This window comes from Mycobacterium intermedium, from assembly GCF_002086275.1.
Classification (GTDB): domain Bacteria; phylum Actinomycetota; class Actinomycetes; order Mycobacteriales; family Mycobacteriaceae; genus Mycobacterium; species Mycobacterium intermedium.
The window spans coordinates 81,696-103,840 of sequence record NZ_MVHT01000001.1; the positions used below are offsets into that span (position 1 = coordinate 81,696).

At 65.8% G+C, this 22,145-nt stretch carries 21 protein-coding genes; 6 read left to right on the top strand and 15 right to left on the bottom strand.

What is annotated here, in order from left to right; all coding sequences use genetic code 11:
• The first annotated feature begins 36 nt into the window (after window positions 1-36).
• A complete protein-coding gene (locus BST27_RS00215) occupies window positions 37-795 on the top strand; it encodes an SDR family oxidoreductase (RefSeq protein ID WP_197518108.1) in 759 nt (252 codons plus the stop codon).
• A 28-nt stretch (window positions 796-823) separates the two neighbouring features.
• Here BST27_RS00215 and BST27_RS00220 read toward each other — a convergent pair whose 3' ends face one another.
• Complete coding sequence (locus tag BST27_RS00220; protein ID WP_069419251.1) at window positions 824-1,330, bottom strand: hypothetical protein; 507 nt, start codon at window positions 1,328-1,330, stop codon at window positions 824-826.
• Between the two features lie 222 nt (window positions 1,331-1,552).
• On the opposite strand from BST27_RS00220, the gene BST27_RS00225 reads away from it, so the two are divergent.
• Complete coding sequence (locus BST27_RS00225; RefSeq protein ID WP_069419291.1) at window positions 1,553-2,389, top strand: universal stress protein; 837 nt, start codon at window positions 1,553-1,555, stop codon at window positions 2,387-2,389.
• Between the two features lie 50 nt (window positions 2,390-2,439).
• Here the strand turns inward: BST27_RS00225 and otsB are convergent, their stop codons facing one another.
• The 6 genes from otsB to BST27_RS00255 all read right to left on the bottom strand — a co-directional run bounded on the left by otsB (window position 2,440) and on the right by BST27_RS00255 (window position 10,799).
• Window positions 2,440-6,099, bottom strand: a complete 3,660-nt coding sequence (gene otsB, locus BST27_RS00230; RefSeq protein WP_069419250.1) for a trehalose-phosphatase — start codon at window positions 6,097-6,099, stop codon at window positions 2,440-2,442.
• Complete coding sequence (locus BST27_RS00235; RefSeq protein ID WP_069419249.1) at window positions 6,096-7,001, bottom strand: universal stress protein; 906 nt, start codon at window positions 6,999-7,001, stop codon at window positions 6,096-6,098. The genes otsB and BST27_RS00235 overlap by 4 nt, the downstream gene beginning before the upstream one ends.
• A 48-nt stretch (window positions 7,002-7,049) precedes the next feature.
• The gene (locus tag BST27_RS00240) at window positions 7,050-7,934 is read right to left on the bottom strand and encodes a 3-oxoacyl-[acyl-carrier-protein] synthase III C-terminal domain-containing protein (RefSeq protein WP_069419248.1); all 885 of its coding nucleotides are present in this window, start codon (window positions 7,932-7,934) and stop codon (window positions 7,050-7,052) included.
• Window positions 7,918-9,015, bottom strand: a complete 1,098-nt coding sequence (locus BST27_RS00245) for a 3-oxoacyl-ACP synthase III family protein (protein WP_069419247.1) — start codon at window positions 9,013-9,015, stop codon at window positions 7,918-7,920. The genes BST27_RS00240 and BST27_RS00245 overlap by 17 nt, the downstream gene beginning before the upstream one ends.
• A gap of 127 nt (window positions 9,016-9,142) precedes the next feature.
• Window positions 9,143-10,132, bottom strand: a complete 990-nt coding sequence (locus BST27_RS00250) for an Acg family FMN-binding oxidoreductase (protein ID WP_069419290.1) — start codon at window positions 10,130-10,132, stop codon at window positions 9,143-9,145.
• Between the two features lie 70 nt (window positions 10,133-10,202).
• Window positions 10,203-10,799, bottom strand: coding sequence for a PaaI family thioesterase (locus tag BST27_RS00255; protein WP_069419246.1), 597 nt, complete (start codon window positions 10,797-10,799; stop codon window positions 10,203-10,205).
• A gap of 130 nt (window positions 10,800-10,929) precedes the next feature.
• Here BST27_RS00255 and BST27_RS00260 point away from each other — a divergent pair, with 130 nt between their 5' ends.
• Complete coding sequence (locus BST27_RS00260; RefSeq protein ID WP_069419245.1) at window positions 10,930-11,607, top strand: PadR family transcriptional regulator; 678 nt, start codon at window positions 10,930-10,932, stop codon at window positions 11,605-11,607.
• Here BST27_RS00260 and BST27_RS00265 read toward each other — a convergent pair.
• Window positions 11,604-13,307 (bottom strand): 3-ketosteroid-delta-1-dehydrogenase, encoded by a 1,704-nt coding sequence (locus tag BST27_RS00265; protein ID WP_079219976.1) that lies wholly within the window; start codon window positions 13,305-13,307, stop codon window positions 11,604-11,606. The two genes, BST27_RS00260 and BST27_RS00265, sit on opposite strands and share 4 nt — an antisense overlap.
• Window positions 13,308-13,409: 102 nt before the next feature.
• Here BST27_RS00265 and BST27_RS00270 point away from each other — a divergent pair, with 102 nt between their 5' ends.
• From BST27_RS00270 to BST27_RS00280, 3 genes are read left to right on the top strand one after another with little or no spacing between them, the layout of a single operon-like run.
• Window positions 13,410-14,543 carry a 3-ketosteroid-9-alpha-monooxygenase, oxygenase component gene (locus BST27_RS00270; protein WP_069419244.1) on the top strand — a complete coding sequence of 378 codons (1,134 nt, stop codon included), beginning with the start codon at window positions 13,410-13,412 and terminating at the stop codon, window positions 14,541-14,543.
• Window positions 14,540-14,818 (top strand): ferredoxin, encoded by a 279-nt coding sequence (locus BST27_RS00275; protein ID WP_069419243.1) that lies wholly within the window; start codon window positions 14,540-14,542, stop codon window positions 14,816-14,818. The genes BST27_RS00270 and BST27_RS00275 overlap by 4 nt, the downstream gene beginning before the upstream one ends.
• Window positions 14,819-14,822: 4 nt before the next feature.
• Complete coding sequence (locus BST27_RS00280) at window positions 14,823-15,611, top strand: SDR family NAD(P)-dependent oxidoreductase (protein WP_372515536.1); 789 nt, start codon at window positions 14,823-14,825, stop codon at window positions 15,609-15,611.
• Window positions 15,612-15,715: 104 nt separating this feature from the next.
• Here BST27_RS00280 and BST27_RS00285 read toward each other — a convergent pair whose 3' ends face one another.
• From BST27_RS00285 to BST27_RS00315, 7 genes are all read right to left on the bottom strand, one after another.
• The gene (locus BST27_RS00285) at window positions 15,716-16,789 is read right to left on the bottom strand and encodes a hypothetical protein (RefSeq protein ID WP_069419241.1); all 1,074 of its coding nucleotides are present in this window, start codon (window positions 16,787-16,789) and stop codon (window positions 15,716-15,718) included.
• A gap of 87 nt (window positions 16,790-16,876) precedes the next feature.
• Window positions 16,877-17,815, bottom strand: coding sequence for an alpha/beta hydrolase (locus tag BST27_RS00290; RefSeq protein ID WP_069419240.1), 939 nt, complete (start codon window positions 17,813-17,815; stop codon window positions 16,877-16,879).
• Complete coding sequence (locus tag BST27_RS00295; RefSeq protein WP_069419239.1) at window positions 17,812-18,648, bottom strand: SDR family NAD(P)-dependent oxidoreductase; 837 nt, start codon at window positions 18,646-18,648, stop codon at window positions 17,812-17,814. The genes BST27_RS00290 and BST27_RS00295 overlap by 4 nt, the downstream gene beginning before the upstream one ends.
• Complete coding sequence (locus BST27_RS00300) at window positions 18,645-19,124, bottom strand: nuclear transport factor 2 family protein (protein ID WP_069419238.1); 480 nt, start codon at window positions 19,122-19,124, stop codon at window positions 18,645-18,647. Before BST27_RS00300 ends, BST27_RS00295 begins: the two co-directional genes overlap by 4 nt.
• Window positions 19,125-19,189: 65 nt before the next feature.
• Complete coding sequence (locus tag BST27_RS00305) at window positions 19,190-20,215, bottom strand: acyl-CoA dehydrogenase family protein (RefSeq protein ID WP_069419237.1); 1,026 nt, start codon at window positions 20,213-20,215, stop codon at window positions 19,190-19,192.
• The gene (locus tag BST27_RS00310) at window positions 20,212-21,351 is read right to left on the bottom strand and encodes an acyl-CoA dehydrogenase family protein (protein ID WP_069419236.1); all 1,140 of its coding nucleotides are present in this window, start codon (window positions 21,349-21,351) and stop codon (window positions 20,212-20,214) included. Before BST27_RS00310 ends, BST27_RS00305 begins: the two co-directional genes overlap by 4 nt.
• Window positions 21,351-22,127 (bottom strand): crotonase/enoyl-CoA hydratase family protein, encoded by a 777-nt coding sequence (locus BST27_RS00315; protein ID WP_069419235.1) that lies wholly within the window; start codon window positions 22,125-22,127, stop codon window positions 21,351-21,353. Before BST27_RS00315 ends, BST27_RS00310 begins: the two co-directional genes overlap by 1 nt.
• Window positions 22,128-22,145: the final 18 nt, after the last annotated feature.

A 22,145-nucleotide genomic window follows, 5' to 3' on the forward strand; every position in this document is an offset into this window, starting at 1 on the left:
CGATGCTCGGCTGCGGAGGTCGCTATGTCGAACACAGTGGTGGTCGGAGCGTCGAGCGGGTTGGGGCGCTGTATCGCCATCAGCTTGGCCCGACGCGGGGATCGAGTCGCGCTGCTGGCCCGGCGCCGCGAGCGCATCGAGGCCGCAGCCCAGCAAGCGGGACCTGACGCGGTCGCCGTCGAGTGCGACATCACCGACGAAGCATCCTGTCGATCGGCGATCAACGGGGCGGCTGAGCATCTGGGCGGCATCGACAACGTCGTGTACGCACCGGCCATAAGCCCCCTCGCGCCGCTGGCCAACACCGATGCCGCAACCTGGCGCAACGTCTTCGACACCAACGTGATCGGCGCATCGTTGGTTACGGCGGCGGCGCTGCCGTACCTCCTCGCCTCGGCCGCCCCGAAGGCCGTCTACCTGTCCTCCCCGGTTGGCAGCGCGGGGCCGGTGTGGCCCGGACTCGGCGCGTATGGGGTCAGCAAAGCGGCGCTGGAGAGGCTCGTCGAATCATGGCAAGCCGAACACCCCGAGATCGGATTCACCACCCTCATCGCGGGCGAGTGCGCGGGCGGTGAGGGCGAAGCACAGACCGGGATGACCGCCGGCTGGGACCGTGAGTTGGCCATGCAGTTCTACCCGCAGTGGGCGGCGCGAGGGTGCATGCCCGGCACGCTGATGCCGGTCGAGGACCTGGTCGAGGTGGTCCACACCATCCTGCGCAGGAACGCAACGACATCGATGCCCGTCGTCATTGCCCGTGGCGCGCCCGCTGCCCCGGCGCCGGCTCAGCAGTAGCGGCAGCGCTGAGCGTGGGTCACGCCCGTCAAATACCCGGCCCGGCCACGAAGCAGCGGCCCGCGGCCGTGTCGAAAAAGACTTCTGCCACAACGGATTTGTCGATGGTCGGAAACTCAAAGCGGTGTACCTGTTGACCGGCCGCGACGTCGGCTTCCTGTGATTGCGTGGTGCCGTCTGTCTTACGCACCACCGCGGTGACCTTCTCGGCCTGCGACAGGTTTTGCGGTTCATGGAAGTACCACACCTCGATGCCGCCGTCCGTGGCCGCTTGCCAGCCATCGGAGTAGAAGCACGGCGGATTGCCTTGGGCGTCCGGGGGAGGCGGCGCGCAGATCGACAAACCGGTGCACTCCGGCGTGCTGGTCGTTGGCGACACGGTGGTGCTGACCACCGCGGAGACGGGACTGCTGGCGGATGGCGTGGGGGATTTCGCAGTGGAGGCCTGCGGCGACGTCGGGTGCTGCGATGCGCACGCCGTAACACTTGCCAAGCCCATCGCCACGATGGCCAACAATCGGATCCGGGTCGACATGGGAGTCCTCTCAGCGCAGGTCGCAATGCGTGTCAGCGTAGGGTAACCGGCCGGACGCGTTTGCTGAAGAGTGAAACTCTTTGGTTGCCAACGCCGATTCCGGCCGGGGCTATAGCCCCTCAGCGCAGGGGACCAAAGGCCCTGCCAAATCGCTGGTGGGGGCAATAGCGTTGCTACTGCGTCAGCGAATCGCGCCCAATCGAAGTCGACTCGGAGCCCATGATGAACGAGATCAGAACGCCCCCTTCGATCATTGTGGGCATCGACGGTTCCAGGGCGGCCATTCAGGCGGCGCTATGGGCGATCGATGAGGCGGTCAGTCGTGACATCCCCTTGCGCCTGCTCTATGCGATCGAGCCGGAAAATGCGCAAGTCCCCCCGGACCGGGCGGCGCGCAAACTGGCCATCGCGGAAAACGCGGTCCGCTATGCATTCACCGCGCTCGAAGCCGCCGAAAAGCCGGTCAAGATCGAAGTGGAGGTCGTCCAGGACAGGGCGATCACGGCGTTGATCCGGGCCTCGGCCTCGGCCGAAATGGTGTGCGTCGGTGCGGTCGGCTTGCACCACGTCCGTCCAGACCGGATGGGTTCCACGGCTGCTGCCCTGGCTGTGTCGGCGCATTGTCCGGTGGCCATTATTCGAGGCGACAACCGTCGATCTGGGCAGCAGGCGCGTTGGATCGTCGTGGACGCAGAGGGTGCCGGCAGCACGGACGTTGTGCTGGAAGCGGCGTTCGCGGAAGCGCAGCTGCGCAACGCTCCGCTTCGGGCGGTGGCCCGATCGGCAAGCGGCCGCGGCGACGCCGATTGCCGGATAGAGGTTGAGTTGGATCGGCGGCTCGAGCGTTGCAGGCGGAACCATCCGGATGTCCGAGTGGAGTCGGCGGCACTGCATGGCAGCCTGCTGACTTATCTGGAGAAAAGCGGCCGAACGGTGCAACTGGTGGTGGTCAGCGTGCGCAACCGAGAGCACGTCGACCAACTTGTCGGACTCATGGGCAACTCCGTCCTGCACGGCGCCGGGTGCTCGGTGCTGGTCGTTGATCACCAACCTCGTTGATCACCAATATCGTTGATCACAAACCAATGTGAGCCGGCTGGCCGGACAAGTCAGCCGGGGAACCGCACCGTGGTTCCCGGCCTGAGCTGAACGACCCGACCGTGGCATTCCACTGCCACTTCGACGCCCTGGGCGCCGCGCGGGTCCACACTGATTATCGCCCCTTTACCGCTGACCCGCAGGTGCAGGTGCAGGCCGCGATAGTGGATCGGAAATGCCAGCACCCCAAGTTTTTTCGGCCAGTTCGGTGACAAGACAATGCGGTCCCCGCGGGTTTCCAGACCGGTGAAGCACCGTTGCATCAGGTCCACGCTGCCGGCCATGGCCGCCAGGTGGACACCTTCCGCTGTGGTGCCGCCCTGGGTGTCGCAGACGTCGGACTGCAACACCTCCTGGAAGAATTCCAGCGCGCGATCCCGGTTGCCACGGGCCAGTACCCACGTGTGCACGACGCCGCTCAAGGTCGACCCGTGCGAGGTGCGCGCCAGGTAGTACTCGACGGTCCTTGGGATCTGCTCGGGTGTGAACCGGTAGCCGAGCCGGTCGAGCAGCTCACGCAACTCATCCGACGACAATAGGTAGAGCAGCATTAACACATCTGCTTGCTTTGACGCTTTGTAGCGGTTGACGTCGTCGCCCTCGGCCTCCAGGATGCGATCGAGGCGTTGAATATTGCCGTATTGACGGCGGTAGCGCTCCCAATCCAATTCATCCAACTCGTCGTATCCCTCGAATTGGCTGATGACGCCGTCATGGAACGGCACGAACATCCGACGGCTGACGTCGTCCCAGTGCGCAAGTTCCTCGCTGTGCAGTCCGAGTTTCTCCAAAAGGTCGATTCGATTCGGCAGCGGCAGTCGGTTCAGTGCGTCCAGGGCCCGGATGATCACCCAGACCGCCATCACGTTGGTGTACGCGTTGTTGTCGACGCCGTCGTACGGCGCGGCGGGGTAGCCCGAGTGGAACTCGTCGGGTCCGATGACACCGCGGATGCTGTACCGACCGCGATCTTCGTCGTACGTGGCCCGACTCACCCAGAAGCGTGCGATTTCGGCCAGCATTTCCGCACCGTAGTCGATCAGGTAGGCCAGATCCCCGGTGACTTGATAGAACTTCCACGCGTTGTAGGCGACGGCGATGCCGATGTGATGCGCACGGGCGCTCGCATCGGGGTTCCATCGGCCGCTGCGTGGATTGAGGTGCAGGCGTTGGCTTTCCTCGCGTCCGTCGCTGCCCGATTGCCACGGGAACATCGCCCCGGAGTATCCCGCCGCCCTGGCGAGGTGACGGGCCTCGGTGAGGCGCCGGTACCGGTATCCCAGCAGTGCCCGGGTGACCATGGGCAGGCGCAGGTTGAGGACGGGGAAGATGAACAACTCATCCCAGAAGATGTGACCCCGATATGCCTCACCGTGAAGTCCGCGCGCCGGCACCCCGACATCGAGGTCGGCGCAGTGGGGCGACACCGTCACCAACAGATGCAGCAGATGCAGGCGCAGGATGCGCAATTCGTCTGCGAAGTCCTCTAACTCGATCGACAGGCGCTCCCACAGATGCGACCACTCAATCGAGTGCCCGTCACGGAGTTCGTCATATCTGCCCAGGCGGCCCAGCCAGCGCTCGGCATCGACCGCGGGTTCGGACGTCGCAACGTCGCGGCCGGTAAACAAGGTCACGATTTTTTCCACCGTCAACGTCGCACCGGCTGACACCTCCACGGTGATGTCGTGGCCGATCTCTGCCTCCCGCGCGACCAGGCGGTAGGTAGCCGGGGCGGGTTTTCCGCCCTGCCACACGGTGTTTCGCGCCGCCATGGCAATGGGGACTCGTGATTGATTCGTCGAAACTGCCAGCAGCACAGAGTTGTCCGATATTTCTCGGGTGTGCACCAACTCCAAATGATTGCTGGATAGCTCCCGGTACCGCTCGACCAGCGAGTTGGTGACGTTGCCGTCCAGTGTCGAGCGAATCTCGATCGTCCCGGACCAATCCTCGGAGGTAATCGTGGTCGCCAGGGCGGCGACGTGAGGCATGTGCATGGCGACGAACCGTTGCTGGGTAAGCGAACTGGTGCGTCCGGCGTCATCGCGGAAGCGCACCTCCCGCGTCAGGACCGCGCCCCGGAGGTCGAGAACCTGGCGGTATGACAGCAGCTCGACCGAGTCGATGTCGAACCAGCTGCCGCCGTCGATCCGGAAGGTGAGGGCGAGCCAGTTGGGCAGGTTCACCAAACTCTCGTTGTCGATGGTGACATCGGCGACCTCGTCGAAAAGGCGGTTGAAGATGCCGGCGGCATAGGTGCCGGGATAGTGAAATGCCCCGGCTTTGGACTCGGGTGCGGCGCCGCGGGTGGCGAAGTAGCCATTTCCCAGCGTGCACAGCGCCTCACGAAGCTTCTCTGCCTCGGGATCGTATCCCTCATAGGTGAATTCCCAAGACTTGGACAACGTCTGGTGCTTGTATGCCAACCAGTTCGATCCACGCCGGATGAGATCTACGACTTCCGCCGGACTCTCGAGGCAGAACTGTGCCGCCGACGGGCGGTCGCCATCCTCCGAGTGCCGCACGACGATTCCTATGCCGTCGAAACGAACTGCTTCGAAAGCATCTTCGTCGGTGAGGTCGTCGCCGATGTAGACCGGCAACATCGCATGGTCCGGGTCGATACGGGCACGGATCCAGGCCAGTGTTGCGCCTTTGTCCCAGTCAATGTCTGGTCGCAGCTCTATGAGCTTGCGACCGCTGGTGACTCTCAGGCCGTTTTTCTTTCCGAATCGAATTGTGGCAGAAATGACTTCGTCGACGTGTTCCGGTGTAACCTCCCGGTAGTGCAGCGCGACCGCGAAGCGTTTGTGCTCCACCCGCAGTCCGGGAATCGCCGCCAGGCTCTCGCCCAACTCGGCCGCCGCACGCTTGAGGACATCGACCGCGGCGGCGGCCGCCTCGTGCTGGTGATAGGTGCCGTCGGGTCCGGTCAACTCAAAACCGTGGCTACCCGCAAACCAGATGTTGCCTACCGGTACTCGGGAGCGAATGTCAGCGAGGTCACGACCGCTCAGAATGGCCACGGGGCCCTGCGCCGCAGCGCTTTCCAGCGCCTCCGCGGCTCCCTCGACGAGCGTGGCAGCATCGGGATCGGAAACGATGTCGGACAGGGTGCCGTCGTAGTCGAGAAACAGGATCGCTTCTCGCGCACCGAGAACGCCGACGATCTGACCGTAGGACTGCACGGCATTGGGCAGCTCCGACATCCGTCGATCTCCCGCGCGCACGGTCACGTTGTCCAGGTCCGAAACCACGATGTCGGCGCGCAACTCTGGTCGGCGCTCGGCGTCACCGGCCGAGCCGACGCCGATGACGAGCGCGAAGCCGCCACCGTTGGCCGCCGCTACCTCGGTACCGAGGTCGTCGATGACAACCGACCGCTCCGGACGAACACCGAGTTGGCTGATCGCTTCGATGAGCACGGTGGAAGGCGCTCCTTCGATACACGCATCGAAGAGGTGATCGATACCTGCGGATTCCAGCAGCTGTCGACCACCCGGGCGCAATACGTAAGCGGCCGTGGTGATCCCAACGTCGAGCAACTTGCGCGCCAGCTTGGTCGTCGGTTCGAGCGCCGGACGATCCGTTGCGTCGGTCAACACAACGTCCAGGTTGAAGATCACGGCGTCGTGGTAGCGGGGGTCGAGCGTGACGGGTCGCGTCATGACGCCGCCACCGCTTCGCGGGCGACGATGACCGGCACCTGGGCCAACAGCACCACCGCCGCACTGACCGAACCCAGCAACATCCCGGCGTAACCGCCCTGGCCGTGACTGCCGACGACGACGAGTTGAGCCCAGTGGGATGACTCCACGAGCTGGCGGGCCGGCTTGTCGCGTACGACTTGGCGGTGCACCGTCACGTCGGGATATCGATCGGCCCAGCCGGCCAGACGTTCGGCAAGGATTTCGTCCTCTACCGCCCGCAACTCCGACCACTTGGGCCCGGAGAAACTGACGATGTCGTCGTACCAACCCACCGGGTCCCACGCGTGCAAGGCCACCAGCTCCACCTCGCGGCGCGACGCCTCTTCGAATGCGATCGCAGTGGCCAGTTCCGACTCCGGCGATCCGTCAATCCCCAACAACACCGGCGCCTCGCTATCGCCACTGACCTGGATGCCGTCATGAATCACCGCGACCGGGCACCGTGCGTGATGCACGAGTCCGGCGCTGATCGAACCCAGGTGACGGCCCCGCAACGTGCCGGTACCGAGGCAACCCACCACCACCAAGTCGGCGTCTCTTGACAGGTCCACCAGAGCGGGAACGGTTATCGCAGCAGGCATTTCGCAATCGATCTGAGCGGAACCCCGCTGGCAGCTGTCGCTGGCGATTTGCAGCGCTTCATCGATCACGTGCTGGCCGTGCTCGCGCTGCCGACGCATCCACTCCGGGATCAATGACGAGTCCAGCCACGACCCCGCCGTCGCCGGCACAACGTGTACCAAGGTCAGCGGAACGTCGCGCAATTCGGCGTCGCGCGCTGCCCACTGGACCGCAAGCTTGGCGCTCGACGAACCGTCGACGCCGACGACGACGCCGGGTTGGGAATTGCGTCTCGACACGGGCTTCTCCTCGTATTTTCGATGCCAGGCCGGGCCAGACTGGACAGGTCAACGGTCGCCGGGTGCCTCACGGTAGAGGGCGGCACCGGCGGTGACACCCGCTGCAGCGGCGACCAGCAGAACTCGGGCGCCCGGCCGAAGCTGCTCGCCGGCACGACCGAGCGCCGCCACCAATGCGGCGCTATGCGCACGCTCGTCGTCCGCGACGGTGATCCGGTCCGCCGGTACACCGAGTTCGGTTGCCAGCGCGGTCTGAAACGTCCGCCGACCGGGCGCGGCGACGATGATGTCGACGTCGGAAAGGCCAAGTGCGGCCTCCCGGAGGCAGTTGCGGGCCGCGCGGGCCCCCGCGGCGGCGAAGTGCTCGTCCATCGCGGCTGCGCCACCGAAGCGGAGAACATTGCGCCCATCTTCGAGGCCGACTGTGGCGCGGAAGTTTTCACCGTCGTCGGGGATGTTCACCCAGTGCACGCGGCCCAGCCCGTACTCATCGTCGGTCCAGCCACACGACATGGCGGCCCCGGTGGGGGAGAACGGAAAGTGCTCACTCATCCCGCGCCCCGGGTTCGCGTCACTCGCGACGATCAAGGCGCACCGCACGGTCCGCGATCGCAGGAATCCGTCGACGATCTGCAGCGCCGTGAGGACTCCGCAGCTTCCGTTTGACACGTCGAAGGAAAACGTGCCGTGCGCGTCACCGTGCGGATCCTCGGGGTTGGCCCCGATGTCGTCCTGAATGAGTGCGGCGAGGGCGGGCTCCGCCAGATTCTTGTCGCGGTAGATACCAGTATTGATCAAAAGATCCACGTCGTCGGGCTCGCGGCCGGCCTTGTGCAGACAGGTCTTGGCCGCCGCGACGGCTAAGCGCAACGCGCTGCGGCGGGTGTGCCAACCGGCCTGGACGACGTCGATTCGATCAATCACTGTGCCCATAGCGGCTCACCAAATCCTCGTCCACGGTGAGGAGAACGACACCGATCTCCAGACCCGATGCCAAAGCAATGAGGGCGATTGTTTCGCCCGGCCGGATCCGTCCGGCTTCGAGTTCTTCCACGAGTGCCACGGTGTGGGTCGTCGACGCCGTATTTCCGTAGCGGTCGACGGTGATTACCGCGTCATGTTGCGGGCGGTCGCCGAATGCGGCGGACATCGCGGCCATTCCCTTGCGTATCGCGCGGGCCGACGTTTGATGAGTGATCACGTGATCGACGTCATGCATGGCGATGCCCGCCGTTTCGAGCACTTCGTGCAGCAGGAGGGGCGTATTGGCGATGGCCGCCTGCTGGATTCCCCGCGAATCGGTGAACATCCGGGCACCGGGATCGTGCCCCTTCGGGTAGGCGAGGCAGAGCCGGCTGTAGTCGGCGACCGTGGTGAACCCGGTGAGGCTGATGGCGCCGGACCCCGGTGTGGCGCGCTCGAGCATAAGTGCCGCCCCGGCATCGCCGAGCGTCAGGCAGGCGAGTTCTTTGCTCACGATGCTGCGGATGTGTTGGGCAGCGTTCTGGCCGAGTTGGGAGATGTACTCGCCGCTGACGACCAGCCCGCGCTCGACGGTTCCCTGCCGGATCCAGTTGTTGAGCACCGTGACTCCGGTCAGCATTCCGGCACAGGCGTTGGACAAGTCGAACGTCACCGCATTGTCGGCCCCGATCGCGCGAGCGACGGCACCGCTCATCGTCGGCTCCACCCACTGGGTCAAGCCGTCGCGAAACTTCGTGATGCTGCAGTTGATCACCACATCGAGCGACGCGGCCGGTCGTTGCGTTTTTTCCAGGCAGTCGAGCGCCGCCGCGGTGGCAAGGCTGTAGGAGTCTTCGTCTCCGACCGAGACGCGTCGTTCGTGGATCCCGGTCAGGCGTTCCAGATCGATATGGGTGCGGTGGCGCGTGGACGACATCAGTTCGTCCGTCGTCAGCACGGTGCTAGGCAGATGGCGACCGGCCCCGGCGAGTCGGGCGCGAAACGGCGTCGGGGGTCCGTCACCTTCGATCACCAACCAATGCTTGGGCATTCGTCCCTCTCCTTCGCCCTCTTAGGATGATTCGCAAACGAGGGGGCCACCAGAGCATTTGGGCCCTAAGGCCAGATGTCGAAGGATGACCTGCGGCTCACATCGAAGGGACTTAGGGCCCTTCGTTTCAATTCGAGCGGTGAAACGTCAAGACCTCCGCCAGCGGCCGCCGTGGTGTCATGGGGGGCGGCTCGCCCAGCGCGGGTGCTTCACCGACCCGAATCAAGAGTTGCGGCATGGCTGCCCGTCCCGTCAGGGTGCCGATGAGGTTACGGCTGGACCACAACTCGGTCAGTTGGGTCAGTGTGCATGTCGCCAGGCCGGCCACGGTGCACTCCAACAGCACTGCGGACAACGCCTCACCGCATCGCAGAGCTTGTTCTCGGGTGTCCTCGTCGGTGGACAGCACTAGCAGCTTGGACCGGTCCGGCCCGGTGCCGGCATGTCCCGGGTGCTGCGGACCGGCGGGAAATATGCGTCCGACGTCGACGCGTTCACTTTCGTCCATCGACACCAGCGAGGTGCGCGGAATGCCATCACTGTTTTCGAAATGGCCGCTCCACCAATCTAATTCGTGGTGGTATGAAGAGTCGTAACGGCGCAGCGACTCGGTGAGTTGGGATGCCCTGGCGACTTCGGGGCGCAGCTCGTCGGCCAACACGTCAAGGTGAACCGGCCCACAGTCGACCACGTTGCGCAGCAACGTCTCCAGCGGCTCCCAGATCTTCGGTTCGGCGAACGGAAGACGATTGGTGCGGCGCTGCCGCATTGCCTCGGCACGACGACGCTGATCGTCGGTGATGGTGTCGGCCGGACGGAATTCGAATGTCGCGAGATGGTCTGGATCGGCTGGATCGGGGAACCGTTGCACGTCGCCGGCCCAGCCGACCGCGGCCATCGAGACCCGCAGATGGTCGAGCACGGCGCCGCAGCTGATGTGGGCCTCGCGGCCCAACTTGTCGGTGGAGTAGAGGATCCGGTTGTGGTCGAGGTACAGGTGCAGGCTGGCGTCGTCGGCCACCCATCGCCAGGGCTGGCTGTTATGCAACGACGGGGCTCGGCATGCCAATTGCACCGCGGCCTTGAGCACCTCGGCATCGACCAACGTGTCCGGCATGATCATCCTCCAGTGGCTGGTGATTCCATCGTGGAGCACACCGGGGCCGACGCACCAGAGGAATTAGTCCTTAGCTGGCAGGTGACTCGCGCCGGTGGATGAACACGCCTTCGGCCGTTACGGTCGGGCCGTCGGCATCGCTGATGCTTCCCACCACGAAATTCTTTCGCCCGTCCACACTTTCGATGCGAGCCTCGGAACGCAGCGGGCGCCGCAGCCGCGTCGGCCGGTGATATCGCAACGTCAATGTCCCGGTGTAGGCGGGCCGCCCGGCTTTGTGCGTGGGCGCCCCGAGCACGTGATCGAGAATCAGGGCGATGACGCCGCCGTGCACGTGTCCCGGCGGGCCTTCATACGCCGCGCCGAGGGTGAATTCGGTCCAGACCGACCCGTCGTCGTTGTGGTGGATCACCAGCGGAGGTGCCGATGGGTTGCGGATCCCGATGACCGCATTGCCCGCGGCTACGGGTTGCCCATCGTCGACCGTGCGCTCCCCGAACGATCCCGGCATCAGGGCGGCGCTGAGTTCGTTTGTGACGCTGTCGATCTTGGCCGCAGCGGCGGCGACGACCTCCGGCGATACCTCGGTACGGATTGTTGCGTCGATCAAGCGCCGCACCGAGACCGCCAGCGTCTCGTAGTTCGACGGACCGGTCGGATCAGTCATGTCCCAGCTTTCGTCGGAGGGGCATTGCGGCAATCGAATCCACCATGCGCGGGCCGGGCCAGTCAACTCGGCGTCCCGGCCAGCGGTCCGTCGCCCACCATCAGCAGACCGGTGTTGTTAACCTTTCGAAATGGACCCTGCCAGCGAAAAGTCGGCGAAGCCGGCGCTTGCCTCCACCAGTTGGGCGCTGCTGGGAATGTTGTCCTACGAAGAGGAAGTTTCGGGCTACGACCTGAAGAAATGGATCGATTGGAGCGTCGACCTCTATTACTGGAGCCCGTCGTACAGCCAGATCTACACCGAACTGAAGAAGCTGGAGAGTCTGGGGCTGGTGACCTCGCGTGTCGAGCGTGACGAGGGTACCCGCAGCCGCCGGCTCTACAAGATCACCCCGGCCGGCATGGAGGCGGTGACCAAGTGGACCAATGAGGCTCCCGTCGACCCGCCGGTGCTCAAGCACAGCATGCTGCTGCGCGTCACCTTCGGTCACCTGAGCAACCCGACGCGGCTCAAGGAGTTGCTGCAGGAACACGTGGCCTATGCCGAGGCCAGGCATCGCAAGGCCGTCGAGGACGCCGAGGGCGCCGAAGCCCAACCCGCCTGGGCGTACTCGGTGATCGCCTTGCGGTGGGCGGCGAAGTACTACGCCGCCGAGCGTGAGTTCGCCCTGGAACTGATGAAGGACATCGACGAAGCCGAGGCGATCATCGAAGAGGCCGCCAAGGCCGGCTTCGGCAGGCCTCGACCCACGCCGGGATATTGGCGCGAGGTGGAGAAGCAGGTCGAGGCCAAGCGGATGGCGGACTAGCCTTTGGCAGCCTCCCTGGCCGCCTCTTTGCCGGCGATGTAGCCGTACACCAAGCCCTGCGCGATGGTCGCGCCGGCGCCCGGGTATGTGGTGCCGAACGCATTGGCCGCGGTGTTGCCGATCGCATAGAGCCCACCGATCGCCGTCCCGTCCTCACGCAGCACGCGGGCGCGCTCGTCGGCCTTGAGCCCGCCGCAGGTACCCAGGTCGCTCAGCACCATTCGCACCGCATAGAACGGAGACTTGGTCAGCGGACGCAGGTTCGGGTTGGGCGTGATGGTGGGGTCACCGTAATAGCGGTCGTACGCGCTGCGGCCTCGGCCAAAGTCGGGATCCGCACCGGCGTAGGCGTTTTCGTTGAACCGGTCCATCGTATTGACGAACTCGTGCACCGGCACCCCGATGCGGGCACCCAATTCGCGGAGGGTGTCGGCGCGGACCGCGATCCCGACGTCATACCACGACTGGGGGACCTTCATCCGCGGAAACAGTTCGGCGCCAAAGACATAGCTGTTGCGGTACTGCTGATCGAAGACGATCCACATCGCTTCGACTGGGTTGCCGCTGCGCTCCAGTTCGAGCAGTCGCTGCCCGAAGGACATGTAGTCGGCGGCCTCGTTGGTGAAGCGCCGGCCATGCTGATCCACGATCAGGCAACCCGGCAGCGAGCGCTCGGCCAGCATCACCGCGGGTGCTTTTCCGGGCAGTGGGGCGATGGCGGGGAACCACCACGCCTGATCCATCAGCGCGATGCCGGCACCCTGTTCCTGCGCCACGCGGATGCCGTCGCCGGTGTTGGTGTCCGCACCCAGGCTCAGGTTCGCGCCGAGTGCTTCGGACTGGAACTTCCACCGCATGTCCATGCTGTGGTCGAAACCACCAGTGGCCAGCACTATCCCGCGTCGGGCCGTAATGGTGACCTGGCGGCCGTCATGGTCCACGACGGCGCCGCGCACGCGGTCGCGGTCGCCGTCCAGGCGCAGCAGTGTGGTGTTGGTCCATACCGGGATGCCGGCGCGCAGCACCCCCGCGAACAGGGCCGCCGCCAGCGCCTGGCCACCCGCCGCATAGTGTCGCCCCACCAACAGACCGCCGAGGCCCTGTGCGATTCGCTTGCCGAACGTCGGAATTCCCTTGCGCGGCACTCGCGTTACCAGATTCATCCACCGGTAGTCGGCGCCCGTCGTCGGTATCGCGAAGCCGGTTTCCATGATGCTGGGCCGTACCCGTGAGCGGTAAGGGCCGAGGATCGAGGTGTCCAGGGGATGGCACTCGCAGGTGCGCCCGACCGCGCTGCCCCCCGGCTCCTCCGGGTGATAGTCCGAGTAGTCGCGGGCCCAGAAGAGTCGCATCGGCGTGGTGCGCTTCAGCATGTCGATCGCTGCGGGCACATGCTCGACGAATCCCACCGACCGCGCCCTCGGTGCCGACCCGGCGACCACCGCATCGAGATAGGTGGTGGCCTTGGCCGCCGAGTCGTCGGCGCCCAGCACCGGGCTGGCGGGCAGCCACAGCGCGCCGCCGGAGCGCGCGGTCGAGCCGCCCACGTATGACGACTTCTCCACGATCAGCACCGAAAGCCCGAGCTCGTGGGCGGTGAGCGCGGCAGCCATCCCCGTCCCCGAGCCCACCACCAGCAGGTCTACGCACGTGTCGGCCACGGGCAGGCCGGCCGGAATCGTCGTGCTGTGTGCGCTCACAGCAGGGACGTTAGGCGCGCCGAGCGCGACAGCGGAAGAGTTTCCTGTTGAGTGGAACAGGTAATCCCCGCAGCCCCGCGGATAGGCGTTGAATAGGTTGGTATGACGTCGCAACACGGCGCCGAAGAAATTCGGCACATCGAAGCGCAGGCCGTTCCCGCCCGGTTCGCCCGCGGCTGGCATTGCCTTGGCCTCATTCGAGATTTCGGTGACGGCAAGCCGCACGCGATCAACGCCTTCGGCCAGAAGCTTGTCGTTTTCCGCGGCGGCGACGGCAAGATCAACGTCCTGGACAGCTACTGCCGGCACATGGGCGGTGACCTGTCACAGGGGCAGGTCAAAGGAAACGAAATCGCCTGTCCGTTTCACGACTGGCGGTGGGGTGGCGACGGCCGCTGCAAACTGGTGCCGTACGCGCGGCGCACGCCGCGAATGGCCCGCACGGCCACCTGGACCACGCTGGAGCAAGACGGCATGTTGTTCGTCTGGAACGACCCCGAACACAACCCGCCGCCGCCGGAAGTCGCCATTCCCCGCATCGAGGGCGCCGGCAGCGACGAGTGGACCGACTGGCACTGGTACACCACCGTCGTGAACAGCAACTGCCGCGAGATCATCGACAACGTCGTGGACATGGCGCACTTCTTCTACATCCACGGCTCACTGCCGACGTACTTCAAGAACATCTTCGAGGGACACGTCGCGACGCAGTACATGAACGGCGAAGGCCGTCCCGACATGGGTTCCGAGGGCGCGAAGATGCTCGGCACCACTTCGGTGGCGTCCTACTTCGGCCCCTCGTTCATGATCGACGACCTGACCTACCACTACGAAGAGGGGGACCAGCAAACGGTTCTCATCAACTGCCACTACCCGATCGACGCGAATTCGTTTGTGCTGCAATACGGGATCATCGTCAAGAAGTCCGCGAACCTGCCCGAAGACGAGGCCATGCGGACCGCGATCAGCCTCGGCGACTACGTCAAGTTGGGCTTCGAGCAGGACGTCGAAATCTGGCGGCACAAGGCGCGCATCGACAACCCGCTGCTGGTCGAGGAGGACGGTCCGGTCTATCAATTGCGGCGCTGGTATGAACAGTTCTATGTCGACGTCGCCGATGTGCAGCCGGACATGGTGGACCGCTTCGAGTTCGAGTTGGACACCACCCGCCCGTACGAGGCGTGGATGAAGCAGATCGAGGCGAACATGGCCGCCAACGCGGGCTCGGTCTCATGAAGCTGTCGGTGCGGGCGGACAACCGCCTCGACGACATGCCGATGGCGCCCGTCGCATGCCGCAATTGTGGGGCACAGGTGCTGGTCCGTAAGGCCACCTGGAACCAGACCAGCGTGCAATGGAACGCCGAGGCGTCCGCGCGGTGTGCCGAACGTCGGGATTCGGACCGGTTGGCCGGGCACCACCGGCGGCCGTTTCTGGTCTGCTCGGCATTACGTGAGTCGATCGAAACCGCGGTAGCCGTCGGAGATTTGGCGATCGTTGACGGCCGATAACGTAGTGTCCGTTGCGGTGGTGACCGGGGCCAGTCGCGGCGCCGGGCGGGGTATCGCGCGGGCGCTGAGCGCGCGGGGCTGGCGGGTGTATGCGACCGGCCGCACGATCACCGAAGCTCCGCCGGGCGGGGTCGCGGTCCAGCTCGACCACGGTGACGACGAAGCCGTCGCCCGGTTCTTTGAACGGGTGCGGTCCGAAGGCGGCCTGGATCTGCTGGTGAACAACGCAGCCGTCATCTCCGATGAGTTGGTGAGTCCAAAGCCATTCTGGGAGAAGCCGCTTGGGCTGGGCGAAGTATTGGACGTCGGGTTGCGGTCGTCGTATGTGGCGTCCTGGCATGCCGCGCCGATGTTGGTGGAGCGCGGTCGCGGCCTGATCGCCTTCACCTCGTCACCCGGTTCGGTGTGTTACATGCACGGCCCGGCCTACGGTGCTCAGAAGGCAGGGGTCGACAAGATGGCTGCCGACATGGCGGTCGACTTCCGCGGCACGGGTGTTGCGACGGTGTCGATCTGGATGGGTATCCTGCTGACCGAGAGGCTGCGCGCCGCCTTCGCGGGCAACGAGGACGCGTTGGCCAAGACTGCCGAGCACGCCGAAACCCCGGAGTTCACTGGGCATTTGATCGATGCCCTGTACCGGGACCCCAGCCTGTCTGAGCTGAGCGGGCAGACGCTGATCGGCGCGGAGTTGGCGCAGCGTTACGGCATCACCGACGAGGGTGGTCGCCGCCCGCCGTCACACCGGCACCTAGGTGAGCCGCGCACCCCCAGTCCGGTGGTGCTCCGCTAACCCCCGCTCCGCTAACCCCCGCTCCGCTAACCCCCGCGAGCAGACGCAAACTTGTATGAAAACTGCTGTTGCGGTACAAGTTTGCGTCTGCTCGCGAGAGAAGGTTACAGCTGGAAGGCGCTGATTGGGGCCTCTTCGGGGTAGGTGGATGGCCCGCCTAGGTCAAAAGCCGCGTTGAGTGCGCCGATGAACGCCGGATCATGCAGGGGCTCACTGGGTATGTCCAGTTTGATGCCTCGGGCGTTGGCGTCGTCGACCATGATGTCGATGGCCTTCTCCACCGTCAGGTCGTCGGAACCTTCCATGTTCTTCTTCAATTCGTCGAAGTCGGAGAACACCTCGGCCGACCAGTGCACCAGGAACCGGAGTTCGTCGGTGTGGTGGCGGGCGATCACCTCGTCGCCGTTCTTGAGCAGCCAGTAATCACGGTCGGCGGGGTCGCCGTCGAACACCGTATCGAACGCCAAACCTGGCGGAATTTGTTGTTCCAGCGGCCCATTCGCCTCGCCGCGGTGCACCATCATCTCGTTCTGCACCACCACGCCGCGGTTGTAGATCGGCGGCAGCACCCGTTTGGGCGGCTTGAGCGGACCGTCCGGCCAATAGGTGAAACCGCTGGAGCCGTCCAGTGAGAACCAGGTGATGACCTGAGCCATCTTGATCAGGTAGTCGGTGAAAAGGCCGGATTTGCCCATCACGCTGGTCAGCCACGTGGGAGCGTTCTCGTGTCGCACGCCGCGGAAACTCGGCGAATCCAAATGTCCGGGGTCGCGATTGGCGCACGGGCCGTTGATGTTGAACAACATCAGTTGCGGCTTGGCGTATTCGGCGCCCCAGTAGCTCTTGGCCAGCTCCAGGAACCGCTCGTTGTAGAAGCAGTCGTGTAGTTGCGGGTAGAGCACGGCGCCGTAATTGGCCAGGTAGCCCCGGAAGGTCGGGGTGAGGAACAGGTCCAGCGACGGCGTGTATCCCTCCGGAAAGAGTCCGCTCATGGTTGCGATCAGCTCGTCCGCCGACGCGAAGTGCTGCGAGATGATCAGTCGCCACGGGCCTTCGGTGCGCACCACGTCGAGCAACCGCTCACGCTGATCGTCGGTGTAGACGTTGTCGACCTCGCGGGGCGGCGCGACCGGCCGCAGTACGTCGGACAGCTCCATCCGCCGCTCGTCGGTGAGCATCAATCGTCTCCTTTCGCAGTGCGAATCGCCTGTGATTCTGCGCGGCGACGGCGCACCGCGGGCAGAAGTTGTCCAGTGACCGGGACGCTAGAAGCGAAGTGGATGAGCAAACTTGGCACGCAGTATCCCGCCGATTTCGGCGACGGCCAGCCGCCCGCGTGCCGTGGCCTCCGACCGCATCAGAAATCCGTGGTACATCCCCGGATAGCGGGTCAGGGTGGTCTGTACCCCCGCAGCACAGAGCCGGGCGGCGTACCGCTCGCCCCAATCCCGGATCGGGTCGCAACCCGCCGTCACCACGATGGCCTGCGGCAGTCCGGTCAGGTCGGTCGCGCAGGCGGGAACGAGGTACGGATCGGTCTCCGATTCGCCGAGTTCGGCCAACTCGTGCAGAAATTCGATGTCGTCGCGGCTGAGCATCGGCGCATCGGCGAGCAAAGTGATTGACGGCGTGGTCATGTCGCGATCCAGCCCGGGGTACATCAACACCTGCGCGAAGACTGCCGGGCCGCCCCGATCGCGTGCGGCCAGTGCCACCCCCGCCGCCAGCGAACCGCCCGCACTGTCGCCGACCACGACGAGGCGCCCGGCGTCGACATCGAGTTCCTCGGCATGCGACGAAACCCAGTCGGTGGCGGCGTAGGCATCGTCGAATTGGGCCGGCGGCGGGTACTCCGGTGCCAGCCGGTAATCGACGGCGACGACGACGGCGCCCGAGGCCGATGCCAGCACCCGGGCCAACGGTTCGAAGGAATGGTTGCTGCCCATGACCAATCCGCCGCCGTGGAAATACACCAACACGGGTTGTCCCGAGGCTTCGGTGGGCCGGTAGATCCGGACGGGGACGTGTTGACCGACCATTGCATCCGTGATCGCGGCCATGTCCGGCATGTCGTCGGGCAGGGGAGCGGCTTCGATGGCGGCCCGCACCGCCGCCAGGCCCCGCACCCGCATCGGCGGCACGTCACCGAACGCCGCGACCCGCGCGGCGGCGTCCGGATCCAAGGGGTCCAAGGAGTAGGTCATCGCTTCAGAGACGGGGCACTCTGCGAGGCAAGCGTTTCCGCGCGTCGCTGCATGGCCGACACGACGGACGGCTGGGTCACCAGATAGAAGCGTCCCTCTGCCGCTTGCTCGAACAGCGTTTCGGCGGCCGCGAGCGGATCCATCGCCGCTGCCTTGATATCGAGCATGGCGGCTCGCTGCGCCTCGGCGGCGTCGGTGTCACCGACGGCGTCGACCCCGCCCGCCGATTCGAAAATGTTCGATACCACCGCGCCCGGCAGTACCGCCTGGACGTGGATGTGGTGGCCGTGCCCGGCGGCTTCCACGTCGAGGCGCAGGCACTCGGTCAGCGCGAGGACCGCATGCTTGCTCATGATGTAGGGCGTCTGCAACGGGATCGCCACCACGCCGCCGACCGACGACAGGTTCCACACCCACGCCTGGTGCTCGCTGGCCATCATCTTCGGCAGAAATGCTCTGATGCCGTGGAATACGCCGCTGATGTTGACGTCGACGACGCGCTGCCAGTTGGCCAGCGGGGTGTCCCACAGATAACCGAACTGTTCGACGCCCGCGTTGTTCACCAGCAACCGCACCGGGCCGACCTCCCGGTAGGTTTGGTCGGCCAGCGCCTGCACGGCGTCGGCGTCGCGCACATCGCAGACGACGGCGACGGCCCTGCCGAGTTCGTCGCCGAGTTCGTCACGCAAAGCCGTGACAGCATCTGCGTTGATGTCGGCAAGCACCACCGTCATACCTAGCCGGTGCGCATAGCGTGCCAGGCCCGCGCCGATGCCCGCGGCCGCGCCGGTGATGACGGCCACGCCACCGGAAAATGTCTCACGCGCGCTCACGTCCCCGCGTTAGCGCCGGCCTGCCGTTCGGACAGCAGCACCGAGTTGGTGGTGTCGAGGACGGCGTCCATCTCGGTGAACTCCAGGCCGTCGGCGGCGCGGCGCACACCCACTTCCACGACGCCGCTGGACACCGCGAACGGCACGTAGTTCGCGACCTGGTTGACCAGCAGGTAGAACCGGGCCCGGGTGACGTCGCCGTCGGATCCGATGCGGTGCAGGTTGGTGGTGTGGTGACGCAGCGGGTAGGGGCTTTGTTCGCGGTGAGCCCTGAGCCACTCCATGACGGCGTCCCGCCCGTGCAACTCCGGCGACATCAGCTCCTCGAACGGGCTTGCGCCGCTGTCGCTTCTGCTCACGTACCGGATGTCGTCGGCAAACCGCGCGGCCAACTCGTCGTAGTGCGCTTCGTCGTAGTGGTACCAGAAGCCTGCGATGAACTCCTGCAGTTCCGGCAGCGTGGTGTCGTTGCTCATGACATGGCAGTCAACCCCGTCACGGCCGCGACGACACTCGGACGGCCCGATGAGTGGAACAACAGTTACCCGGTGATCAAGCCCCAGAGGCCGCCCGCGCTTGCGTGCATTGCCGCGTCGGTGACCTGGTCGTCCCAGTACTGCATGGAACCGAACTCCGAACGCCAGGCCAGTGCGGCCCGGGTGTACTCGTGCAACCGGTGCTCCCGGGTGGTGCCGATCGCCCCATGTACCTGATGCGCGTTTCGCACCACCACCGTGGCCGCGTGACCGGCACACGAACGGGCCACGGCCACAAGGAAATCCAGCTCGGGCGCCGACCACCCGTTGACGACGGCGACGTTGAGCGCGGCTTCGGTCGCCGCCCGCGCAAGCGCGGCCTCACAAGCAACGTCGGAAACCAGGTTCTGTACGGCCTGGAATTTCGCCAACGGCCGGCCGAACTGGATGCGTGAGGTCACGTGCTCGACGCACAACTGCAGTATTCGATCGAGCGCGGCGCACACCTGGATTGCCCGGACCAGGCCGGACTTCAACCGAAGCTGGGTGACCAAGGCCAAGGTGATCGGCGTTCCGGGCAAGGAAGCGGGGTCGACGGTCACCTCATCGCGCGGCTCGCCGATCAGGTTGGTGCCCGGGGTGATTGCCAACTCGCCGGCCGCGACGTCGACCACGCGGTACTGGCCATCGGCGCGCCACACCACCACGACCCGGTCCGCCGTTGCCGCCCAAGGCACTTCGGTCGCGTGTCCCTGCTTGGTGAGCATGCACACCGTCCGGACGGCGTCATCCACCGGAATCCCGGCGGCCTCCAGCAGCCAGCACGCCAATAAGTCGTGCTCGGCCAAGGGAATTCGCACGCCGTGCCGAACTGCTGCAGCCAGCAGCTCGGCCGCCTCGGGCCAGCCCGCGCCGCTGCCGCCGTGCTGTTCCGCGCCCGTCAATCGCACCAGGCCGAGGTCGTCCAGGCGCTGCCACAGTTGCGTATCGCGCTCGACGGGGGCGCCCACCGGACGTTTGTTGCGGTAGTCGGCGAACACGGCGTCGATCATCTCGACCAAGGCCTGGTCGACCGCGGGCCTGACGTTCATCGCAGCCCCAATCCGCGCGCGATCACACCGCGCAGCACCTCGTTGGTGCCGCCACGCAGGGTGAAGCCCGGCCGCTGGTCGACCGCCGCGCGCACCAACTCCGAGAAGACGGCGTCGGGGGAGTCCTGCAAGTGGGCGAATTCCGCGATGTCCCCCTCGGTGGTGGTGCCCAGGACTTTGACCACCGCGGCGGGCAGGTCGGCGGGATCCCGGCGCTGCAGCGCGCCGGCGACGGCGTTGGACATCTGGTGCAAGCCGGCGATTCGCGCCACCAACCGGCCGAGCTCCGCGTTGCGGGGGATGGCGTTGGCGGCCATCCGGTCCGCGCAGGCCGCCAGCAGCATGAAGGTGGACAGGAACCGTTCCGGCCCACTGCGCTCGAAACTCAGCTCGGACGTCACTTGCCGCCAGCCGTCGCCGATCTCACCGAACACCATGTCATCGGGCACGAACGCGCCGTCCAGGATCACCTCGTTGAAATGATGCGCGCCGTTCATCGAGATGATCGGGCGAATCTCAATGCCGGGGCTGCGCAGGTCCACGATGAACTGGCTCAGGCCGGCGTGCCGGTTTTTCGGATCCACCGGGGCGGTGCGGGCGAGCGCGATGAACGCCTCCGCGACGTGGGCTCCCGACGTCCAGACCTTGGTGCCCGACAGCGACCAGCCGCCCTCGACGCGCTCGGCCCGGGTGCGCACGCTGGCCAGGTCGGAGCCGGAGTCCGGTTCGCTCATCCCGATGCCGAAGAAGCACTCACCGCGCACGATTCGCGGCAGAAAACGCCGCTTCTGCGTTTCGGTGCCGTACTTGAGCAGGGACGGCACGATCTGGCGGTCGGCGACCCAATGCGCGGCGACCGGCGCACCGGCGGCCAGTAGTTCCTCGGTCACGACGAACCGCTCCAGGAAGGACCGGCCGTGACCGCCGTACTCGACCGGCACGGTCATGCCGAGCCAACCCCGCGCCGCGAGTACTGCGGTGAAGTCCTCGTCCCAACGGGACAGCCAGGCGTCGACGGTGGGGGTGAACGCCCCCGCGGCGAGCTGTTCGGCAATGAAGGTGCGGACCTCGGCGCGCAGGTCGGCGATCTGTTCGTCTTCGACTCCGGCGGCTGGGACCAGCCTGGGCAGCGCCACTAGCTTGTCTTCCACTTGGCGATGCGCTGCAGGTGCTCAGGGTCGCGGTGCGCCAACGGCTGCATGGCGGCGGCCATACCCAGCGTGGACTCCAGCGAGCCGGTGCGCGACTCCTGAAGCAGCCGCTTGGCCATCCGCAGCGAGTGCGGCGGGTTCTTGGCTATCCGTTCGGCCAGCTCGCGCGCCCGCGGCAGCAGTTCGTCGTGCGGGACGACGCTGGTGACCAGGCCCCACTCGAGCGCGGTCGTCGCATCGATGCGATCGCCGGTGAACGTCATCTCCGCGGCGCGCTGGTAGCCGATCACGCGCTGCAGAAACCAGGTGCCGCCGTCGCCGGGGATCAGGCCCAGCTGCACGAAGCTCTCCGCGAAAGATGCTCGCTCCGAGGCGATCCGGATGTCGCACATCAGCGCCAGGTCGCAACCCGCGCCTATCGCGGCGCCGTTGATGGCGCCGATCAACGGCACTTCGAGCCGGGACAGCGCCCGCGGAATGCGCTGGACTCCGTCGACGTAGGCGTGTCGCTGGTCCAGCGCGCTGAGGCCGAACATGCCCGTTTGGTCCGCCATCTCCTTGACGTTGCCGCCGGCCGAGAAGATTTTGCCCTCCCCGGTGAGGATCACCGCTCGTACGTCGGTGTCGGCGTTGGCGCTGTCGACGGCCGCCTCGATCGCGGAGATGACATCCTTGCCGGTGATCGCGTTTCCCACGCTCGGCAGGTTGATCGTCCAGGTGCGGATCGGGCCGTCGGTCGTGATTTCCAAAGCGGTGCTCATGCTGGCAACTGTAGGGAG